The 20,668-nt window shown below is 36.8% G+C and carries 17 protein-coding genes; 6 read left to right on the top strand and 11 right to left on the bottom strand.

All coding sequences use genetic code 11. The features are described from left to right. Positions 1-38: 38 nt before the first annotated feature. Positions 39-1,187, bottom strand: coding sequence for an AAA family ATPase (locus J5U23_RS07975; RefSeq protein WP_218265796.1), 1,149 nt, complete (start codon positions 1,185-1,187; stop codon positions 39-41). Between the two features lie 448 nt (positions 1,188-1,635). On the opposite strand from J5U23_RS07975, the gene J5U23_RS07970 reads away from it, so the two are divergent. Further along, entirely contained in the window at positions 1,636-2,814 is a 1,179-nt protein-coding gene (locus J5U23_RS07970; RefSeq protein WP_218265795.1) for a hypothetical protein, read from the top strand. 1 nt (position 2,815) lies between these two features. On the opposite strand, the gene J5U23_RS07965 is transcribed toward J5U23_RS07970, so the two are convergent. After that, positions 2,816-3,895, bottom strand: a complete 1,080-nt coding sequence (locus J5U23_RS07965) for an NAD(P)-dependent alcohol dehydrogenase (protein WP_218267516.1) — start codon at positions 3,893-3,895, stop codon at positions 2,816-2,818. A gap of 126 nt (positions 3,896-4,021) precedes the next feature. Here J5U23_RS07965 and J5U23_RS07960 point away from each other — a divergent pair, with 126 nt between their 5' ends. Beyond that, positions 4,022-5,140: an L-rhamnonate dehydratase gene (locus J5U23_RS07960; protein WP_218265794.1), complete on the top strand. Its 1,119-nt coding sequence runs from the start codon at positions 4,022-4,024 to the stop codon at positions 5,138-5,140. 10 nt (positions 5,141-5,150) lie between these two features. On the opposite strand, the gene J5U23_RS07955 is transcribed toward J5U23_RS07960, so the two are convergent. After that, positions 5,151-6,542: an MFS transporter gene (locus tag J5U23_RS07955; protein WP_218265793.1), complete on the bottom strand. Its 1,392-nt coding sequence runs from the start codon at positions 6,540-6,542 to the stop codon at positions 5,151-5,153. A 101-nt stretch (positions 6,543-6,643) separates the two neighbouring features. Beyond that, positions 6,644-7,348, bottom strand: coding sequence for a helix-turn-helix domain-containing protein (locus J5U23_RS07950; protein ID WP_218265792.1), 705 nt, complete (start codon positions 7,346-7,348; stop codon positions 6,644-6,646). A 364-nt stretch (positions 7,349-7,712) separates the two neighbouring features. On the opposite strand from J5U23_RS07950, the gene J5U23_RS07945 reads away from it, so the two are divergent. Further along, complete coding sequence (locus J5U23_RS07945) at positions 7,713-7,919, top strand: hypothetical protein (RefSeq protein ID WP_218265791.1); 207 nt, start codon at positions 7,713-7,715, stop codon at positions 7,917-7,919. Between the two features lie 255 nt (positions 7,920-8,174). On the opposite strand, the gene J5U23_RS07940 is transcribed toward J5U23_RS07945, so the two are convergent. Further along, positions 8,175-9,263, bottom strand: a complete 1,089-nt coding sequence (locus J5U23_RS07940) for a hypothetical protein (RefSeq protein ID WP_218265790.1) — start codon at positions 9,261-9,263, stop codon at positions 8,175-8,177. Beyond that, the gene (tcuA, locus tag J5U23_RS07935) at positions 9,244-10,623 is read right to left on the bottom strand and encodes an FAD-dependent tricarballylate dehydrogenase TcuA (RefSeq protein ID WP_218265789.1); all 1,380 of its coding nucleotides are present in this window, start codon (positions 10,621-10,623) and stop codon (positions 9,244-9,246) included. Before tcuA ends, J5U23_RS07940 begins: the two co-directional genes overlap by 20 nt. Before the next feature lie 97 nt (positions 10,624-10,720). On the opposite strand from tcuA, the gene J5U23_RS07930 reads away from it, so the two are divergent. Both J5U23_RS07930 and J5U23_RS07925 read left to right on the top strand, forming a co-directional pair. Further along, the gene (locus J5U23_RS07930; RefSeq protein ID WP_218265788.1) at positions 10,721-12,034 is read left to right on the top strand and encodes an MFS transporter; all 1,314 of its coding nucleotides are present in this window, start codon (positions 10,721-10,723) and stop codon (positions 12,032-12,034) included. 353 nt (positions 12,035-12,387) lie between these two features. Continuing rightward, a complete protein-coding gene (locus J5U23_RS07925; RefSeq protein WP_218265787.1) occupies positions 12,388-13,434 on the top strand; it encodes a DUF917 domain-containing protein in 1,047 nt (348 codons plus the stop codon). Here the strand turns inward: J5U23_RS07925 and J5U23_RS07920 are convergent. From J5U23_RS07920 to J5U23_RS07900, 5 genes are all read right to left on the bottom strand, one after another. Further along, positions 13,409-14,992, bottom strand: a complete 1,584-nt coding sequence (locus tag J5U23_RS07920) for a hydantoinase/oxoprolinase N-terminal domain-containing protein (protein WP_218265786.1) — start codon at positions 14,990-14,992, stop codon at positions 13,409-13,411. The two genes, J5U23_RS07925 and J5U23_RS07920, sit on opposite strands and share 26 nt — an antisense overlap. Beyond that, the gene (locus J5U23_RS07915) at positions 14,940-16,022 is read right to left on the bottom strand and encodes a DUF917 domain-containing protein (protein ID WP_218265785.1); all 1,083 of its coding nucleotides are present in this window, start codon (positions 16,020-16,022) and stop codon (positions 14,940-14,942) included. The genes J5U23_RS07920 and J5U23_RS07915 overlap by 53 nt, the downstream gene beginning before the upstream one ends. 4 nt (positions 16,023-16,026) lie before the next feature. After that, on the bottom strand, positions 16,027-16,413 hold the full coding sequence (locus J5U23_RS07910) for a hypothetical protein (protein WP_218265784.1): 387 nt from the start codon (positions 16,411-16,413) through the stop codon (positions 16,027-16,029). Beyond that, complete coding sequence (locus tag J5U23_RS07905; RefSeq protein WP_218265783.1) at positions 16,410-17,771, bottom strand: purine-cytosine permease family protein; 1,362 nt, start codon at positions 17,769-17,771, stop codon at positions 16,410-16,412. Before J5U23_RS07905 ends, J5U23_RS07910 begins: the two co-directional genes overlap by 4 nt. 169 nt (positions 17,772-17,940) lie before the next feature. Further along, positions 17,941-18,420, bottom strand: coding sequence for an Lrp/AsnC family transcriptional regulator (locus J5U23_RS07900; protein ID WP_218265782.1), 480 nt, complete (start codon positions 18,418-18,420; stop codon positions 17,941-17,943). A gap of 195 nt (positions 18,421-18,615) precedes the next feature. Here J5U23_RS07900 and J5U23_RS07895 point away from each other — a divergent pair, with 195 nt between their 5' ends. Then, positions 18,616-20,667, top strand: a complete 2,052-nt coding sequence (locus J5U23_RS07895) for a hydantoinase/oxoprolinase family protein (protein ID WP_218265781.1) — start codon at positions 18,616-18,618, stop codon at positions 20,665-20,667. Position 20,668 lies beyond the last annotated feature (1 nt).

Below are 20,668 nucleotides of genomic sequence, written 5' to 3'. Positions count from 1 at the left end.
ATAGAGTGTGGTAGTTGAAAGTAATATTTCTTCTTCTCTTAACTAGATAACTCCTTTGCGATTTGCATTAACTCCTTAGGACCTAAATTCAAGTCACCATAATCATCTGGTTTCTCCTTTAAACTGACAAAACCAACCCTTTCGCTTACCTTACTCATCCTCTTTATACTATTTAATGCTTCACTTTTAGTAATTTCTCCCATCTTAATTTCAAAAGCCCATACTGGCTTCTTTTTCTTAACTATTACAACATCTATGTCCTCTTTAGGAGAATAGTAAAGTTGGCCTCCAAAGTACTTAGCTAACATTTCTCCTATTGAAAACTGGACTTCCCTTCCAATGGGTAGTTCCTCTATCAACGCATCCCTTTCGCTTACCATATACTTACTTTCGGCATACAAAATTAAGGAAAGGGGAGGGGAAGATACCTTGTAATAGTTCTCTTTTCCTAACGTGAGAATCTTACTTACCAGCCCCATTTTAGCCAATTTATTTATCATTGATGCGACTGTTGGTTCTTCCCTTTGTATTATTCCAGCGATTTCCTTACTCCTCCATACACCTTCCCCTAAGGTTAACAATATTTTGTAATATAGATCTGTGAGTTGTCTTTCCTCCTCTTTGAAAACCTCTCCTATTAAACCCTTTGCAACTAGTGAAAACTCCTTTATTCTCTTCTTTAACTCATCGTAACTTTCTATGAAGGGAATTATCCAAGGGTCTCTGTAAAGTACCGATAAGACTGGGTCGTTAAGTTGTGACAACACGTCTTCATATGAGATTAGACCTATTTCTAAAGGTGTGAAAATCCCTAACAAGGGGCTATTTCTATCAAAGATCTTATTGACAATCCCGTAACTTGAGCCAATAGCTACCAATATACCGGAAGGCGCCCAACTGGCAATTAGAGACCAATATATCTCTGGCAATCTTTGGAATTCGTCAATTACCGCTATTCCTCCATTCTTTAGAGTTCTCTTTACCTCTTCCAATGCCTTTTCAATTCTTACTATTTCATCGCTTTGAGTTATTGCGTTATTTACGTCTCCTATTATAATATAAGTGTCGTATTTCAATGCACTCTTAACTAATGTAGTTTTGCCTGTTTTTCTTCTACCGTAAATTAGCGTCCAGTTCTTTATGCCTGCAATTTTATTCTCTTCTTGTCTTCTGAGATATAGTCTCACGGGAATAGTCTCATAAGACTATAATATATAAACTTTTCGTTTAAAGATACTTTGTGGGTTACTTCAATTTTTATCTGATTTAACGCTGAACTTACTTTTAAAACAACGGTTGATTTTAATTTAAGAAAACTTAATGAGCTTAACATCTTCTAAGAAAATTGATAGTCCACAAAGCAGTTTAAAGAGTAAATGGTAAAACCCCTTTATCGAAAAGGACAAATCTTATTCATTTTAAGCTGTTACCATCTTCAGAGGGTGTTCATGAGAATTCTTCTAATTTTCAATATTTCAAGATAATGGTCTCACAGATTCAAAAATATTTAGTTCTAGTACCTCGATCTTTAGATTATCAACTATATGTGATCTTTTAGTAAATTTTTGATATACAATAGAAAATCCATACTGGTGTGCGGTTTTACTTATAAACTGTTATATCATAATATTATTAATGAGAGAGCAATCCACTATTCAACCCGTAATTCTTCCTCAAAAGTCACCTGTAAATGAAATTAAGGGAGGAGTTGGTACGCCATACATTATCTATGACGTTAAAAGAGATAAACATTGGCTATTGTTCACTGGATGGATTGATCCTATGGGGTTAAAGAGGGAAGGGTTCGTAATGCAAATTGATCGAAGTCTAAACGTGGATTACACTACGATTAAGAAGATTCTGCCCTATAACTTTCCAAGTCAAGTCAATTACAGTAATAATGCAGTGAGGGGATTCTATAATGAGGCTAGGGATGAATTTTACGTAACGTCAACACACGGTAATGACGTTTATTTGTTCGTCTTCGACCCGGAATGGAAATTAAAGGGATATAAACTTTTAAATAAGGACTTAAAGAAGGATTCGGGATTTCCAATAAGACCTACCGGTGCATATAGGAACTTACATGACGCATTTGCCGTAAGTCCAAATGATGATTCATCTGGAGTTAAACTATTTCTAATAAGGAACATTGACGACCTGGAGAAAGTGACAGTTGAGGATCTAGGGGAAGTGGGAGTATGGGCTAGGAGTAATGACGTGTTAGACTTGACATTAATTCCAAGGTTTCAAATATTCGTTGAAATAGATACCATTTCTAAATGGGCATTGCAAACCTTTATAGGGCCTAGTATAGATGAACTCTACTTACCTGAAGACATCAAAAATGTTGGTATGCTTCAAGGTTCAATAATGCCCCTTTTAGGTTTAGATGACTCATTCGTTCAAGTAGGACATCCCCATTACACCACAGAGCCAGACGGAAAGCCTAAGCTATTCTTCGCATCATTTAGAGACACCTACACTACTAGGCTGGACACGGGAAGAGAAGGGTATACTCACGAGATTTGGGCGGAATACGTTAATGAGTCCATATTTGATCCTAGGAGTTACGGCGAGCTAAGGGGGAAGTTCAAGGGAAGGGAGAGTAAGTGGTACTACGCTCCTTGTGCAAATAGGTTAATCCTTTCACTTAACGGAGAAGCTGAACTACAGTTAAAAGCTGATATTAATGATGAGGTTAGCGATAGCGTAAAGTTAAAGGCTGGAGTTAACGTTATTGAAAGGCCAACAACGTGGTTTAGGATAGTTTCATCCAATGAGGTAAAAGTTACCATTAAAGTCTTAAATTGAGCTAAGGTGTTATTACTTGTCTTCCCTCTACTCTTCCATCATCTAAATCCTTAAAGGCCTTGTTTATTTCATCTAAAGGTAACTTCACAATATATGGCCTAATTTTCCCACTTTCGCTTAGCCTTACTACGTCTTCTAAATCGTTTAGTGAACCGTAATTGGATCCTAGAAACTTCTTATTCCACACCGCGGTATCAAAGGCCTCTAAACTCACCCTCTTCCCCTCCATTCCCACCAGTATTATTGCACCCTCTTGTGCCAACAATTTACCTAAATTATAAGTAGTTTCCTCAGTGCCAACAAGGTCTATGGCAACACTAGCACCTAAACTGTCTGTGAGTTTGTTTATTAAATTTTCAGCGTCTTTCATTTCAACCGCGTAATCGACTCCCAACTTTAACGCCAAATCCCTATGCTTTTTACTCCTAGAAATTCCAACTATGATTACGCTCTTCATTAATGCCCTTAATATTTGGATAGTGTAAACGGCTAACCCTCCAATACCGTTAACTATCACTACTGGTTCTGCGAATTTGTTGATAAACGGTAAGGCTTGCCTTACAGCTCCCATAGAAGTAGTACCGGCATCTGCCAATGGCGCAGCTTCCACTGGGCTAAGGCTGTTTAATTTCACTAACCATCTGTAACTTTTAACTAACATGTATTCTGAGAAACCGCCATTTGTTGTTTGCCCAGGAATCACTTGATTTTTGCAAATGTTAAACTTTCCCTCTCTGCAATATCTACAAGTCATGTCACCCCATGTTGCGTAAACCACAACGTTATCTCCCTTCTTTACCTTCGCCAATTCCCCAACTTCCACTACTGTCCCAGCGTTTTCGTGACCTAATATTATTGGTAATCTAAAACCTTGTTTCGCTTCAACTCCCTTCCATACTCTCAGATCCGTTCTGCAGACTCCAGCTCCTCCTATCCTTATCAACACCTCTTCCCCCTTGGGTTCTGGAATTTCAACGTCTTCTATTGATAATGGTTCTGAGAACTTCTTTAGAAGGGCTGCTTTTGATTTAACCATGATTATATTTTTCCATGTAACGGAATAAAAGGTGATTCCAAACATGTTAGGGTTGATATTAAATTTTAGATAGATGCTAAGATTAGTTGAATACACTTTCTGTGAGACTATCATTCTTATCCACACAAGTTAGGGTTAATAGATAAAAGTTTAACAGATAAATATTATAGCATGACGGCAAAAATTGATAAGATATATGTAATTAGCACAGAGAGTATTTCGAGGCAGAACTTTCCTTACGTTAAACCAACTGATTATTACAAAGAGTATTTGGGATCTTTATCGCCATTTCAATCAGCTTTCATGGATAAGGTTTGCTTTATAAGAATGGATCTAGACGATAACGCTACTTATTCCATTCTTGAAATCTCTGAGTCAGTGTGTAATTTCGTAATGTCTAATTTAGTTAATCTGGTTAGGGGTTTACCAATCTCTAGAATAAACATGACGTGGGATTTGTTATATAGATACACCTTGCCAATTGGTAGAAGTGGGATAGCAATGCACGCTATAAGTGTTATAAATCTTTTAATGTATGACGCATATGCGAAGTTATTAGGAGTTCCAGTTTACGAACTACTAGGAGGAAAAACAAGGGATAAGATAAGGGCTTACGCCAGTCACTTACATCCCGCAAGTAAGGAGGAGTTGGAAAAGGAGGCCAGGAGTTATGTGGAAGAGGGATATACTGCAATGAAGATGAGGTTCTGCTGTGGTCCCTCTGATCCTTTAGGCGTTGACAGAAATGCCGAATTGGTTAAAGTTATAAGGGATAGTGTTGGTTACTCCGTGGATTTAGCTGGAGATGCGTGGATGTCTTGGAATTTGAATTTCGCATTAAAGATGGCTAGGAGATTGGAGAAATATGAGTTGAGTTGGATTGAGGAACCCTTCTTACCTGATGACTTCGAGTCTTATAGCTACTTGAGCAGAAGAACAGATATTCCAATATCTGCTGGTGAACATCACTATCACGTTTACGATTTCAAGAGACTTTTGGATTCCGGAGTGAGAATATTACAGCCCGATGCCTTATGGGTTGGAGGGATAACTCCAATGAAGAGAATTGCAGGATTGGCTGAAGCTTATGGTGGTGTTGTAATCCCTCATACTTCTAACATATACAATTTGCACTTTATAATATCCGAGCCAGAAAGTATTGCACCAATGGCTGAGTACTTAACTAAATATAAATGGCTAGAGGATAGAGTTTTGAATTCTCCTAAGCCAATAAAGGGATATTTCGAGCTGGGAGAAGAAAAAGGTTTTGGCTTAAAGTATGACCTTTAAACTAAATGATTTATTTGCTGCTAGGAAGTTTTGTATCTAATTCTACTACTTTAGATACTGGAACCTTTCCTCCGTAAAAGTCCTTTATCACCTCTTCTAAAGCTTTTCCTTGACTCTTGGGCCCTACTAGTAACCCCAAGATAATATTTAGTATAAAGAATGAAGTAGCAACTGCTGCTATTGCTGAGTAACCTATTGCGTCAATTATAGAAGGCACGAAGATGCTCCATATTCCTAATGCTATTCTCATCCAGCCCCATACAAAACCTTGAGCTGTATTCCTTATTTCTGTCGGGAAAAGCTCCACTGACCAGACTCTAGTTTGAGGCCATAATCCCATTCCATGGCCAAATCCAAATAGGAATACATTAAATAGAGCAACCCAAAGTATCTTAAATGGTAATCCTATAGGTAATGCGAAACCGATTGCACATATAAGAGAACCTACTACATATAGTAGCTTCCTATTCACTTTGTCTGATAGCTGCATGTATACTCCAACAACTCCAATTATTGCAGTCACGAACCACGCTATTTGAACCAAATCGCCTATTACAGAACTTTTGATGGCCAAATCTTCTATAAGGAAAGGTAAGAAGAATCCAAAGGTTCCAGCTGGTACGCCCCAGAAAATATAGATTGGGATCATGAAGGCTAATCCTTTCCAATATTTGAACATATCACTCCACTTAGCTTTCGTCTCAGTCTTAGGTATTGCACTTACACTTTGTCCTAGTTGCTCTAATGCTTGTTTAACCACTTCTTCTTTTCCTTTTGCTAATCCCCATCTAGCGGATTCAGCAATTCCTCTTCTTAGGACCCATGTTACTATTGCAACTATTGTCAAAAACCCGAATAGGACTCTAAAGGAGTTAACACCCAACGGAACCGTGCCTATGCCTAGGAGCAATATTATTATGGGTCCAATATACCAGAATAAATTAGTGAATGACATTAACCTTCCGCGATTCCTCTTAGGAGCTAGCTCGGCTATTAGTGACCAACTTGTTGGTACGTCAACTCCCACTGCCAACCCTACTATAGTATACCCTATAATAACCATATAGTAATTTATTGCCGATAATATTATAATTGCACCTATTGCATATACGATTAGATCGTATGTATATATAGCCTTTCTTCCATATCTGTCACCGAGTGGTCCAGCTATCCAAGCTCCTATACCAGCGGCAAAGGCATTTGGACTTAACGCAGCTATTATACCTAAGAGAAGGGAATTAAGATGGAAGAGGGAAATCCATATACTTACTGAAGCTCCACCTGCAACTATGGCTCCTGCGTCGAGGAAGTCCGCTAAAGCAGATAAGACTGTCCATCTATAATGCGTGGATGTTAATTTAGCCTCATCAAGTGCTTTTAGAGGATCTGAAGGTTCACTCATTATTGGTATTTATGTTATATATAGTTTATAAGTAAGGATCCATACTTATATGGAGATATGCATTTTGTCCGGTAAATTTTTAAACATAATATGGTTAGAGCTTAATAATCTGGAGAGTGAAAGAGTAGATCTTGTTGGTAAAACTCCCTAAATATTTTAGACATAACCTTCTTCTCGGCTTTCCTTAAATATTCTTCCAATGTGGGTTTTGATATTCCCATAATCTTTCCTAATTCCTCTAGGTTTATTTTTCTAGGATATTCATAATACCCTAATCTTATGGCTTGAAGTACGGCATTCCTTTCTTGCTCAGAAAGATCAAAAAAGGTTGGTATAAAGTCGTTGAAGTCTACACGTTTAGCATTGAAGTAATGGATCTCCCCTAATGTTTCCAAATCCCTCTTAAGCGCTACAACTTCATCTGAAGGCATGATTAATAACAATCTTTCATTACCGTCTTTTATTAGATCTTTCATATATAGCGTCATATAATTTTCTATAATTCCCATTATCATGTTCTCATATCTTTCTTTAAATAATATCCTATAAATCCCCCTCCTGCTATCCAACTCTATGATTTGTACAATCTCGTAAATGCTCTTATCCCTTCTGAACGACTTTAAAAATCCCTTAAAAGCCCTTCTGTTATGCGTTTTAACTTCATCCATTCCTAAAATGTAGTCTTTTCCCTTACTCGGCTTTGCAAAAATGGTCTTTATTAGTACAGGGTAATCTGACGTAAGCTTACTCCAACAATCCTCATGATCTATTTCAAAAGTTACGAGTGATAAGTTAAATAATGACACGAGTAAAATATATTTTTAAAAATATATAATGCTTTAGGGTGGTGATTACGTTAAGTTTTAGTACAATTTTTCGCAATTTACCATAAAAGACCAAACAATTATCATTTAAATCCCGTTTATAGTTCCCTATATTTTTATCCTATACAATGAGTACCATAAAATATTTATATGTATAGAAGAAGTGATTTCCTTTATCCTTTGACGTAATGAAAATTCTATTGAACGATAATTACTGATATAATCTACCGCTTAATATTCACCATTTATAGGGATAAATCGGAATTAAGCTTTAAATGAGATTTTAAAGTGTTTTACTATTGACGTTGTTATTTCTAATATTTTTCTTCTCAAAATTACTGGACTAATGGTATTTTTATGGCTTACCAATTTCTACTATCATCTCAAGGTGAAGATTAACAGAGGAGTAATCTCCCCTTACTTTTCTACCTATCTTATTGAATTGAGCAAATATTCAGCACCTTTCATCCTTGCGGGAGTGATAAAAATTGTATACGATTTACTGATTTATGTGAATTTTAGGGGTATAAAGCCACCAGAAGAAATAAAGTGAATAATTAGAGCGTATAGGAAGTTCCAGCTAGTATCTTGATGAAATTTAACCTAGAAAGAAAAATAGCTTTATAATTATAAACTTTTGATTGAATAAATGTTCTTATAATTTTATATTCGATGTAGCTAGGTAGGACATGAATTAGGCTAAACAGTTATAGTATAAAACTTTACCATTAAAAGCCTTGTTGTGATATAAAACGCTACTGAACATGTTTTGAGACCCCATTTCAGAGACATACATATTGTTGGACTTTCACTTCTTAACGTTATACTCCTCAAATCTATCCCTCATCAACGATACTAATCTGAAAACTAAGTGTACGAACTTACTATATGGTGCCATTATAAATAGTGAAGCTATTATGGAAGCTCTTAGAAGGAAGAACACAGCGTATAATGGTTGATGATAAAGGGAAAGTACTATAGCTATTATACCAGATATGCTCGCTATGCTTAACATTAGCGTAAAGGCTAAACCCCCATCCTCATGTACTAATCTATCATATTTCCTTTTATAAAGAAGTGATAGGGCTCCCACAGCGATCATAATAGATCCTATAAGGAAAATCGCAGGAGTAACTGTTCCTTTAAATGGGTAAAACAGGATGGAAATCAGATCTATGATGAACCCAATTACAACAGTGGCATGAGCGTGGAGTCTAAATCTACTAGGTTTAGGGTTCTTCCCTTGATCTGGAAAATACTCTAAGGGATAGCTACATCCTGCACCTCCTCCAGTAAAGTCTTTATGGATTAACGCATCCTTAACTCCTTTCAGAACCTCCCCTAGACTGAACCTTATCCCATTACTTATAGACTTCCAATAGCTCCTAGCCTCCATGTACCACATAAACACTACGTAAATATATAACAAATACTCAACGGCTAAGAATATGTAAGGAGGAAGAAGAGATTGATAGGGAATGTAGGTTCTGAAAAGGGAGAACCCATGTAGAAAAAGCGTGAGGGATATTGATATGGCAAATATTATGATAGTGAGAATAACGTAAATGTAATTAATGAATCTATAAATGCTAGAAACATACCTCTGCATGAACTTGGGATAGACAAATCTCCGATAACTCAATTCCCTAACTTTGCTTAGAATTCCCGGTATATCAATGCTAAATGGATGGGGAGGAGTGTATTGACAAGCGTAATAGCAGTCTCTACAATCATGGCAAAGATTAGAAAGATGGAAAACGTCGTTAGGGGGAAAGCTCCTCTTCCTCTCAATAGCATCCCAGAGATCGCAATATCCCTCACAGTAACGGCAAGCATTACATATCATTAACTGTCTCTCGGCCTCTTTTAAAATATCGTCAATGTTTACCGCTTGCATACTCCCCAGCCCTCCATCCAAATACTGTACCTATTGTTAATCCGAATCCACCTAAATAACCTCTCGTCAAGACGTTTCCAGACATGATTTCCCCAGTAGCAAATATGTTCTCGAACTCACCATCACTTGTTAATACCCTTGCCTCCTTATTAACTTTCAATCCCATATAGGTGAATGTGAGACCAGGCTTTAGTGGATATGCGTAAAATGGGGGTGTATCTATTTTTCTAGCCCAATGCGATTTTGGCGGTTGAATTCCAACCGTGTGGCATTCGTCAAGAATTGAAAGGTTGCAATTACCTTTTTCAACTACAGCCTGATTGTAACTATTTATTGTACTAACCGCCTTTTCCTTGTCGATTTCGAGTTGAGACAGTAGAGGGTCCAAACTCATTGCTGTGATAGGGGGATACGCTGTGGGCATGAAGTCGTTCACCATTTTTGAGTCTATTATGGCATAGGCTATCTGATCTGGCTGCTCTGCAATCAATTGTCCCCAGATTGCATATCTCTTAGGCCACATATCCTCTCCCTCATCGTAAAATCTCTCTCCTCTCTTATTGAGAACTATACCTACTGGAATAGCGTCTATTCTAGTGACTATTCCACCATCGAATTTTGGTGCTCTGGCGTCAACAGCTACCATGTGGCCACCCTTCTTTGGACCCACAGTCTCCGCACCGTATTTAATCAGCTGAAATAAGGGAATTCCCCTATTGTGCTTAGTTCCTCTTACTATGAAGTTGTTTGCTCTTTCTCCCCATACCTCCTTGAGCTTATCCACATTAGCCTCAAATCCTCCAGATGCAAGTATTAGGCTTTTAACTGGAATTTCCCTTTCACCTTCTTTAGAGTACACTACAATGGACTCGCATCGATTATCCTTTATATTAAAGTCAACTAGCGTTGAACTGTAGAGGACTTTCACGCCCAATTTTTCAGCCACTCTATAATAAGTGTTAACTAGTGCCTTACCTCCTCCCAAGAAGAACGCGTTAGTTCTAGAGAGACCTAGAGTTCCTCTAATACTCCCCTTAAAAATTATACCGTGTTTTAACATCCAATCTGGTATACTTTCCGATTCGTCAATTACCATATTAACCAATTGCTGATTAAATCCATCTCCTGAAACGCCCTTCAAGTCATTAAAGAGTTCAATTTTGGTGTATTCCCCGGATGTGAATTTATCCTCTGAAGAGTGAGCATACCTTATATCTCTAGTATATTTAGTATTCCCACCTCTCTCGTTAGGTGGAGCTGCCTCAATAAGTAGAACTTTTTTACCTAACTCTGCTGCAGTAATCGATGCCACAAGCCCAGCATTTCCTCCCCCAACAACTATGACGTCATAAGTTTCCATTACCGAACACAGAATTTTAGTCTATTTTAAAATTACCTTTAGTAGTTTATTGTAGAAAGGTTTTTAACTCTTAATTTAGAGAAGAGATTGATGGTATGTGCCTTCCTCTAATTCAAGTCTAGGTTTTATTACGCTAGGCGTATTAATAGGAAGTATAATAGAGCAATACGATTTCCTTGTGACGGGTACTGTTGCTTCACTGATATGGCCACATATTTTCTTTGGTCCAGGAACCACATTAGCTGCTGCAATATTTACCTCGGTATCAATATACGGACTGGGTCTAATTATAAGACCCATTGGTGCGTATATATGGGGACACGTAGGTGATAGAATAGGTCGTAGGGATGCCATGGTATGGGCTATTGTACTTATGGGTTTGGCCATGCTTGGAATTGGTGTCACCCCGGGTTATAGTGTCATAGGTGGTCTAGGACTTATTTTAATTACAATTTTCAGAATAATGCAAGGGATTTCGTTTGGAGGTGAGTTTGGAAGTGCATCAACGTGGATCGTGGAAGCTGCAGCCAATACTAAAAGAAGGGCTTTTTGGGGGAGCTGGGTTGGACAGACTTTACCAATAGGGATAATACTGGGATCTGGAAGTGTAACGTTAATAACGTTCACCATGCCGTTAAATGCGGTCTACAGCTACGGTTGGAGAATATTATTTATAATAGGATTCATTGCGGCAATGTTAGGTTTGGTCATAAGATTGAGATTAGAAGATAGCCCGTTATTTAGGGAAATTCGAGAAAAGAGACAAATAGTTGAATATCCAGCCTCTAAAGTATTAAAGGAAAAAGGAACACTGGTATTACATCTTTCCATGATAAATGCTGGAGTAGGGGCTGCCTTTTGGTTGAGCCAAGTGTTCGGGATATCATATATGACACTTAACGGAATACCCTCTAGACTAGCATCTCTGTCCAATGTCTTTGCTGCATTAGTAGCAATAATATTTATGTTCCTTTCTGGGGCATTAGCGGATAGAATTGGAAGGAAGTGGACTATATTAACGGGCATGCTTTTAATGGTAGTATTGGCCTATCCCTATGTGATCGCAATAGGGACTGGAAATTACGGAACAGCTCTAACTGCACAAATACTCTTCTTCTCACTTACTGTGGGCATAGCCTACGCTGCTCAGCCCGCGTTTTACACTGAGCACTTTCCAACTAAGTATAGGGCTTCTGGGACTAATCTTGCATATCAAATATCTCAAGTCTATGGAGGAGGTTTAGCACCAATATTGGCTACATATATCGTGAGTGCGCTTCATGGAGCAAAATTCGCTTGGCCATACCTAGTTGTGTTGATAATAACTTACGGGATTATAGCAATTGTTGGAGTTTTAACATTAAAGGAAACTAAAGATGTAGACCTTAGAGGAGAACAAGCTAAAGCATGAATTCTTTTTTAATAATATATTATAAGTAAATTATTAGAGTTATACACTCATTAAGGTGATTCTGCTAATCTTACTTTTTTAAATAGGAGATGAGCGAAAGTTGAGTAATTTATAACGAAGCGAAATGGATTAATCTTAGTTCCACTTAAACGATTCCTAATTAAGTTATACAAAAACACCATAAAAAGACCTAATAGTATATAATTTTTGTATAAATATTTTAAAAAGAGCAGTATACTTTTGCCCTATACTAAAGACTCGTCTTTCTGAGATTTAGCTAGATCTTTGGTTGCTATTAAATGATGTTGAATCAAACTTTAAACTTTATATTACTAGAGGGATTATAAGAAAACATGAGAATATCTGTTAACGATCTATACAATCTCGCAATAGGGAGTTCAATATTAGGTTCTGGTGGTGGTGGAAATCCGTTTTTAGGATACAAAATTGTTAAAGCAAAAATGCTTCAGATGAATGTAGATTACGTTGAATATACTGACGAGATTGATGAAGATAGAGATTTCATAATAGGAGTAGGCGGTATGGGGTCACCATTGATAGGTATAGAGAAGATCCCCGCGGGTTATGAGTATTATAGATCACTCATGACCCTAACTAAGTTTTTGAGAAAAGAACCTACTAAAATAACTTCCATTGAAATAGGTGGTATAAACTCAGTCGTCCCATTTATGGCATCGTTAATGAGTAAGAAACCATTAGTAGATGGAGATTATGAGGGTAGAGCCTTTCCAGAATTATATATGACCACTATGCATTTCGCGGGATATAAGGCAACACCTTTGAGTATTTGTGATGAGCGTGAAAATTGCGTTATTATAGACGCTGTTGATAACTTCAAGGCAGAGAGCATTGCAAGGAGTATAACTGTGGGATTCGGTGGAAGGGGTTACATCTCGCTTTACCCTGCATCTGGTAGGGATTACATTAAGGGAGCTATCTTGGGTACAGTAAGCCTAGCTTTCGAATTAGGTAAAACGTTAACAGAACAAGGATTAGATGAAATGATTAGCTTAGCGAGAGGTAAGATAATTTTCGAAGGTAAAATAGTTGATGTAAAGAGATTTAACTTAGGAGGATTTGCAATTGGTATAGCTAAAATTAACGGTCTCGAAGAGTATAGGGGTGAAAATGCCGAAGTAGTATTTAAAAATGAGTATTTGAGCTTCCTTAAAGAAGAGAAGATTCTCTCAATATCACCTGAAATTATCAATTTAATCGATTATAATAATAACGTAGTGACTTCTGACTCCCTCAAGTATGGAGTAAAAGTGAGAATAGTAGAAATTCCCGTAAGTAATAAGTGGAAAGAGGTTGGAGGGTATGACAAGATTAAGGAAATGGTAGTTAAAGAAATTAAGAAAATTCACCAACTACCTTAACTTTAACTTTCACCGAATTTCCGGGTAGATAAGGAATTTGCATTTCTTCTATTTCTCTAACTTCTATTGTTGTGTGTAAGGCTCCAGCTTTTATGGCTAGACTTTTAGCCTCATCAATTAAACTCTTTATAGCATTTTCCCTAGTTATTTGATCATAAGAGAACGTCCTTTCCATTGTAGCGCCAACTTTGGTTAATGTTGCACCTATCGCATTGGCGTATTGTGCATTTTGTGGTCTTATAACTTCCATTGCCCCTTTTAATTTCTCTGGAACCATTATACTTCCACCACCCACAACAATTACCGTTACATCGTCCTTTGAAGTTTTCATTAAGTCTATAGCGTCTTCCCACATTCCTACCATATTAGTGTATATACTAAGCAAGTACTCCGGAGGGAATTTGTTAATTATTAACTGCGGATTTGTACCATCTATTGTTATTCCTTTTACTATCATAGCTACATCTGTTGCAGTTAAAGTATCGCCTCCCCATGCTATTCCCTTATTTATTAACGCATAGCCCACGCTCTCTGGTCCTATTTTCTCTTTATTAACTATCGTACCTCCTCCCAATGCCATCGTGTATATGTCAGGCATTCTGAAATTAGTCCTTATTTTAGCTATCTCTACAACAGATGAGGATTCTCTGGGATATCCCTCATGGAGAACACCCACATTTGTCGTAGTCCCTCCTACGTCCATCACTATGGCATCTTTTATTCCAGTCAGTAAGTGAGCTCCTCTAATACTATTTGAAACTGGCCCTGCTACAGTGAATATTGGATAGTTCTTGATAAAATCTTCAGAAGCTACAGTTCCATCATTCTGTGCAAAGAATAGTTTCACGTTTTCTATGCCCAAAGAAGATAGTAACTGTTTGATTTTATTTATTAAGTTCTCAAAGATTTTAAGTATTAACGCATTTAAGATTGCTGAATTCTCCCTCTCTAACAGTCCTATTCCACCGATTTCATGAGAAAGAACTATGGGGACATTAATTCCTTTCTCTCTTAAAATTTCCTTTGCTCTAATCTCATGTGATGAATTTACCACTGAAAATATTGAACTAATGGCTATGGCATCGACTTTACCGCCTATATCCTCAGCGATCTTCCTTATTTTGTCCTCATCCATCTCTACTATTTCTTCCCCAGTATATTCATGCCCTCCTCTTACCATATATTTATAGGTAACAAAGCTTGCCAGTTGCTCGGGCCAGTCAAATACTGGAGGAACTCCTTCCCCAGCCGGTAAGCCAATTCTAATGATTGCTACTCTATTTAAGCCTTTACCTTGATGTAAAGCGTTTAGACCATGAGTAGTTCCTATCATCAGTGTATCTACTTCGTTTTTTCTTTCTCCAAGTTTTTCCATTACTTTACTTATGGCATTTAAAAGTCCAGTGGTTAAGTCTGGCGTAGTCATTACTTTATCCGCTACTATCAGTTCTTTACCTTCTAATGCTACTGCATCCGTATGAGTACTACCAATATCAATACCTATTCTAATTCTCAACCTTCTTCCACCTTTCTTCGAGTGGTATGAAATCCACATCATATCCAAAGGCTCTGGGTCCTATATATCTTAACGCTTCCTTACTCCTCAGTCTAACACTTGAAGGTATACCGATAACCATGACTTTTTGACCATATTTTATTCTGTCTGTCGTAATGGGTTTTAACGTGAATAAATCTAAAACTGTTATGAGATCTGGTACAGTAGTTACTATGTTATTATTAATCCTAGCTACTAAGAATTCATTTTGAAAATCAATCTTCATAGTTTGTTTACTGATGTTTTCTATGCCATCTATAATTACATTGCCTTTAGAGAATCCCTTCTCTACTCTTCTTTGCACGTCTACTACCTTACCTTTAAACATTATCATTGCCTTTAAAAGGTCTAAGACATCATCAAGACGCATTTGATTTAATAGTTCACCTATTTCTAAGGCTAAACTCAGTGTGCCTAGTACAGCAGTATTTAAGTAAGTTGATAATGACGTACCATATAGGGCGATGTATGCACTTCCTCCGTATCTTACAGTAATAACTCTTGCTATTTTCTCAGACCAATAGCCATCTATACCTTGTACTATACTTACATTGCCTCTTTCATCGAATATTACGATCGGAGAAGGTTGAACGCCATAAAAGTAAAAGGTAGTCATTTGTAATTCTGGAAATGCCCTTCCCATACCATCTCCATCAATTACTGGGATACCAGTCTTAGCTGATGTTATTAATGGGATCGTTGAATTAACTCCACCCATTTCCAATGGTGTGATGTATTCAACCTCATTACCGGTAAATTTGGAATAAACTTCAAGAGCCTTTTTAGCTTCAGAGCTATTGGGTATTTTTTCTATCATCACTATAGGAGCTCCCATCATTGCGCTACCTAAAACGAAGGATTTGCTATTTGAGTACTTCGTTCCAGTTATGACTTCTATCTTTTTTACAAGCTCTAATTCCCTTTTTAACATAAGTCCCCCTATGTAGGGATCCCCTCCACCTCCAGTACCTAAAAAAGACGCTCCAGTAACTAAGTTTTGTAAATCTCTCTCTTCAATGAAATACGTTTCCATTTAGTTACACCTTTATGACAGAGTATCCTTTCCTATATGAAATTGCCAATAATACTGAACCCCACAAAATTTGTATTATTGATAGAATGGACTCAATTACTATTATTTCTAACTTCGTGAATAGAACAGGGGCATAAATTATAGATATGTAACCTAAAGCAAAGGACACTATTAGCCAAGCTGTCTGAACTCCTACTCTTATTTTATCGTCTTCTACATTTTTCAGATAATATCTTCCAATTCCCCATATGGCTATTGCTAATGTAAGAATGCCGTAAACTAAGTTGTAGTATTGTATAAACCCGCTCGTTATGAAATACAGTGCACTAAACACTAATCCCATTATAACGTTGGATATAGTAAATATTTTGTAGTTGTCAAATAAGTTCATCTTAATATCCCTCCTTCGTAATTGAACGGCAGTATTTCCGGACTCTTACCTAAAGCTTTGATAATGTAATATATTATAATGTAGGATAAGAAGCCGGTAACTAAGGAATTTATTGCTGGTATACCGGCATTTACGAAGTAACCTACTATTGAACCTAATGCTAAGGCTAATATTCCTGCAATATTTATATTGTAATAATTATTATTTGGTACGAATTGATATCGTTTATGAGGATCTTGGATCTTATTAATGTATTTCTTGACAATGTAAAAGTCAGCTAGTACAATTCCTCCCATTGCAGGTAAGAAGTCTCCTAATAAAGAGATAAAGTTCTCAAAGGGAGTTATCGACGAACCTGCAGAGAATCCAACATATGCTGCAATTGCAGTACCTATGACACCGTTAATTATGGAGGCGATTTCACGTCTCATTGGAATTAGGTTAACTAATGATAAGGAACCACTATATAGATTGTCAGTATTTATTATGAATTGACCGAAAACTATAATTAATAAAACACCAACTCCCATACCTAACTCTAGCATCGCGTTAGTTATTAAATAGGAACCAGTTGCTAACACTATTGCTACTCCTCCCAATATTAAGAATGGATATAAGAAAATTATGTGAGCGAACCACGCGTAGCCAGCATCTTTCGCTGATTTGGCAAATCTGGAGATATCGGGAGAAATTATAGTCCCAGCGCTATATAATCCAATGGTAGCGGATATACCATCAAGCAAGCTCATATGACTTGTTGGAACTGCTGCCATAACTGTGTGAAATCCACCTTTAAGTGCTAATACTATTGCAATTCCTATTGCTATCAGCCATACGTGGAATGGAATTGTAAAGTAACTTAGGAAAGACAGCATCCTATAACCTACATATGTCATTATTGTCATCAGAATCCCTCCCCAAATCGCAGCTACTCCAACAGAAAAGAATGGATTATTTGGGAATATCTCACTCATTACTATACCAAATAGCCACGTTTCTACTGCATACCACCCTATTCCCGTAGTTATGGTTATCAGCAATAGTCCAGCAATCTTACCTCCCCATCTTCCTAAAGGATGTCTCCACATAACATAAGTGGAAAGACCACTATAAGCTCCAACAGCCGCAGTTAATGAACCTAAAATACCCAACACTACTGTCCCTGACAACACTGCTGCTATAGCTTGAGAAAATGTGAGACCGTAACCTAGTGCTCCTCCGGCCCATATTACAGCTATTGCACCATAAACAGACGAAAATACTAGAAAAACGTTAAAGAAGCCGTATCTGGAATCCTTTGGCACTTCCTTTAGTGAATAATCATCGTATTTTGAGCTAATTTCTTCCTTTCTTGTCATAATTTCTAGTGTTTAAAAATGGAATAAAAGTATTATTATAGTTTAGAAGAAAATGTTTTCACCAAAATTAACTATCCTTAACGCTATAGTTTAGTCGCATGTCCCTCTATGTATATTTCGAAAAACTAATATGTTGTAGTCCAATAGTCTATGAATTTTCGAGTAAGGTTTATATACTTGAAAGAATTGATTTTCCCCATGCCTTATAAGTTTTTACTACATAACTAATTCTGTAATCTTGAACAGCTTTATCACTAATTATTTTTAATGATTCGTCCTTCAATTTAGTGATATTGTTATGAAATAACCTAATAAGAAGATCCCAATCTCCCATATATTCTGTTACTTCATATACTAGATCATCAGCAATGAGTTTGTTTATAAATTGCTCTCTTAGTACTATATCATTCTTTAATTTTACTAAAAGATCTGCATACGGAACACCTAAGTTTTGTAAAACCACTACACCAACTATTTTTAAGATCCCTGAATTTTGTAACTTTACTCTTCTTAATCTTACGGCGGTCTTTGATAGTCCGACTAATTTTCCAAGCCTAGCATCAGAGATATTTGCGTCTTGATTTAAAAGTTTCAAAATCTTTATATCTTTATCATCAAGATAATTTCGAAATACTTCTTCCCAAGACATTTCCTAACTTAATAAACTTATAAAAATAACTCTTATTTATAATTTTCTTTCGACTGATCTATCATTGTCTAATGATAAATATATATGGTAATTTAAGAAGATGTTATTATGTGTTGTTTAGTCTTTTTAAAATATTCAGTTGACACAGAGGATTATTAGACTGCTTAATATCTTCAAAATAATACAACTTAATCAATGATAAGAGTGGGCATAGATATAGGAGGTGCTTTTACTGACGTAGTGGTCTACAATGAAGAAAATGGAGAAATAGGCTGGGTAAAGGTAGAGACTACGCCAGATGATCCATCAAATGGCGTACTTGAGGCGATAGATCAATCTAAAATAAATTTAGGCTATGTAAATACTATAATTCATGGTCAGACACTAGCCATTAATACAATAGTAGAAAGGAAAGGAGCAAAAGTAGGTCTGATCACAACTAAGGGCTTTAGAGATATCCTAGAGATCCAAAGGGCTAATAGAAGGGATATGTACAATTTCAGATATAAGAAACCTACTCCCTTTGTTCCAAGATATTTAAGACTAGAGGTTACTGAAAGGATAAAGAGTGATGGCGATATCTTACTGTCTATAAACGAAAATGAGGTTGTCGAGGCAATTAAAAAATTAAAAGAGGAAAACGTAGAAGCTATTGCTGTAGGTTTTATTAATTCTTACGTTAATCCTATACATGAACTTAAGGCAGGAGAGATTATTAAGAGAATTGATTCTAGTATTATGGTAACGTTATCTCATGAGGTCACTAGAGAGTGGAGAGAATACGAGAGAACTAGTACCGCTGTACTTAACGCATACGTTATGCCAAAAATGAATAGATACTTGAGCAAGTTGGAAAGCGAATTTAAAAGGAGAGGTTTTAAAGGAAATTATTTTGCTATGCTTTCCAATGGAGGTATGGCCACATTTGATTACGCTAAAAGATTTCCAATATTTACTTTAGAATCTGGTCCAGTTGCAGGTGTTATAGGAGCTATTAAGATAAGTGACGCATTAGGAGAGAAAGATATTATAGCAATGGATGGTGGAAGCACTACAACCAAAGCAAGTTTAGTGAGAAACCTAGAACCTAATATAAACACTGATTACTATATTGGAAGAGATAAGTACAACCCAGGATATCCAGTAAAAGTTCCAACATTGGATATAGTTGAAATAGGTAATGGTGGAACAAGCATTGCTTGGATTGATGAAGCAAACAATTTAAAAGTAGGACCTAGAGCCGCTGGTGCTTATCCGGGACCAGTGGCTTATGGAAAAGGAGGTAAAGATGTTACCGTGACTGATGCTTACATAGTCTGCGGATTTCTAAATCAAGAGGAACTACTTGGTGGGAAAATAAAGGTTAATAAAAGACTTGCCGAGGAAGCTATTTCAAATATTGCGAAATATTACAACATGTCTATCGAAGAAGTTTCCTACGGTATAGTTAAAATTGCTAATGATAATGCAGTAAATGCAGTGAGATTAATATCTGTTCAAAGAGGATACGATCCAAGGGAATTTACGTTAGTAGCATACGGTGGCTCTGGTCCAATGTTCGCTCCATTTGTTGCAGAAGAATTAGATATAAAGAAGATAGTAGTGCCATTTCTCCCTGCAGGAGTGTTCTCTGCATGGGGTATGCTTGTTTCAGATATCAGACACGATCTTGTCTTGTCTTATCCTTTGAGGATTGACAAGGAGAATAGTATAGATCTGATAAATGAAAAATTTAATGAATTAGAAAGCAAAATAAGATCTATATTAATATCGGAAGGATTCGAAGAGGAGGATATCGTAATGCTAAGATACGCCGAAATGAGATATTACGGTCAAGAACACACTGTAAAAGTGAATATAATGCCGGGAAAGATTGGAACTGGCGAAATTGAGGAGATAAAAAGAAGGTTTCATGAGGCTCATGAAATCGCTTACGCATTTACTTTAGATAGTCCAATTGAAATAGTAAACTTCCACGTGAGTGGTGTAGTTAAGGCTGAGACTATTCCATTAATGAAGATAGAAAGGAATAATTCAGATGTTAGCAAAGCATTAGTCGGAAAAAGAAAGGTATTCTATGAAGGGAAATACGAGGAGTGGAACGTGTATAATAAAGAATTTTTGCCCACTAATTATCAAATAGATGGTCCAGCAATCATAGAAGATCCAACTTCTACATCGTTAATACTAGAGGGACAAATGGGAATGCTAGATAGTTATGGAAATCTGATTATTGAGAGGGATTGAC

Origin of the sequence: Saccharolobus shibatae B12 (assembly GCF_019175345.1) — an archaeon.
Lineage (GTDB): Archaea > Thermoproteota > Thermoprotei_A > Sulfolobales > Sulfolobaceae > Saccharolobus > Saccharolobus shibatae.
This window is presented reverse-complemented; position numbering and strand designations above follow the sequence as displayed.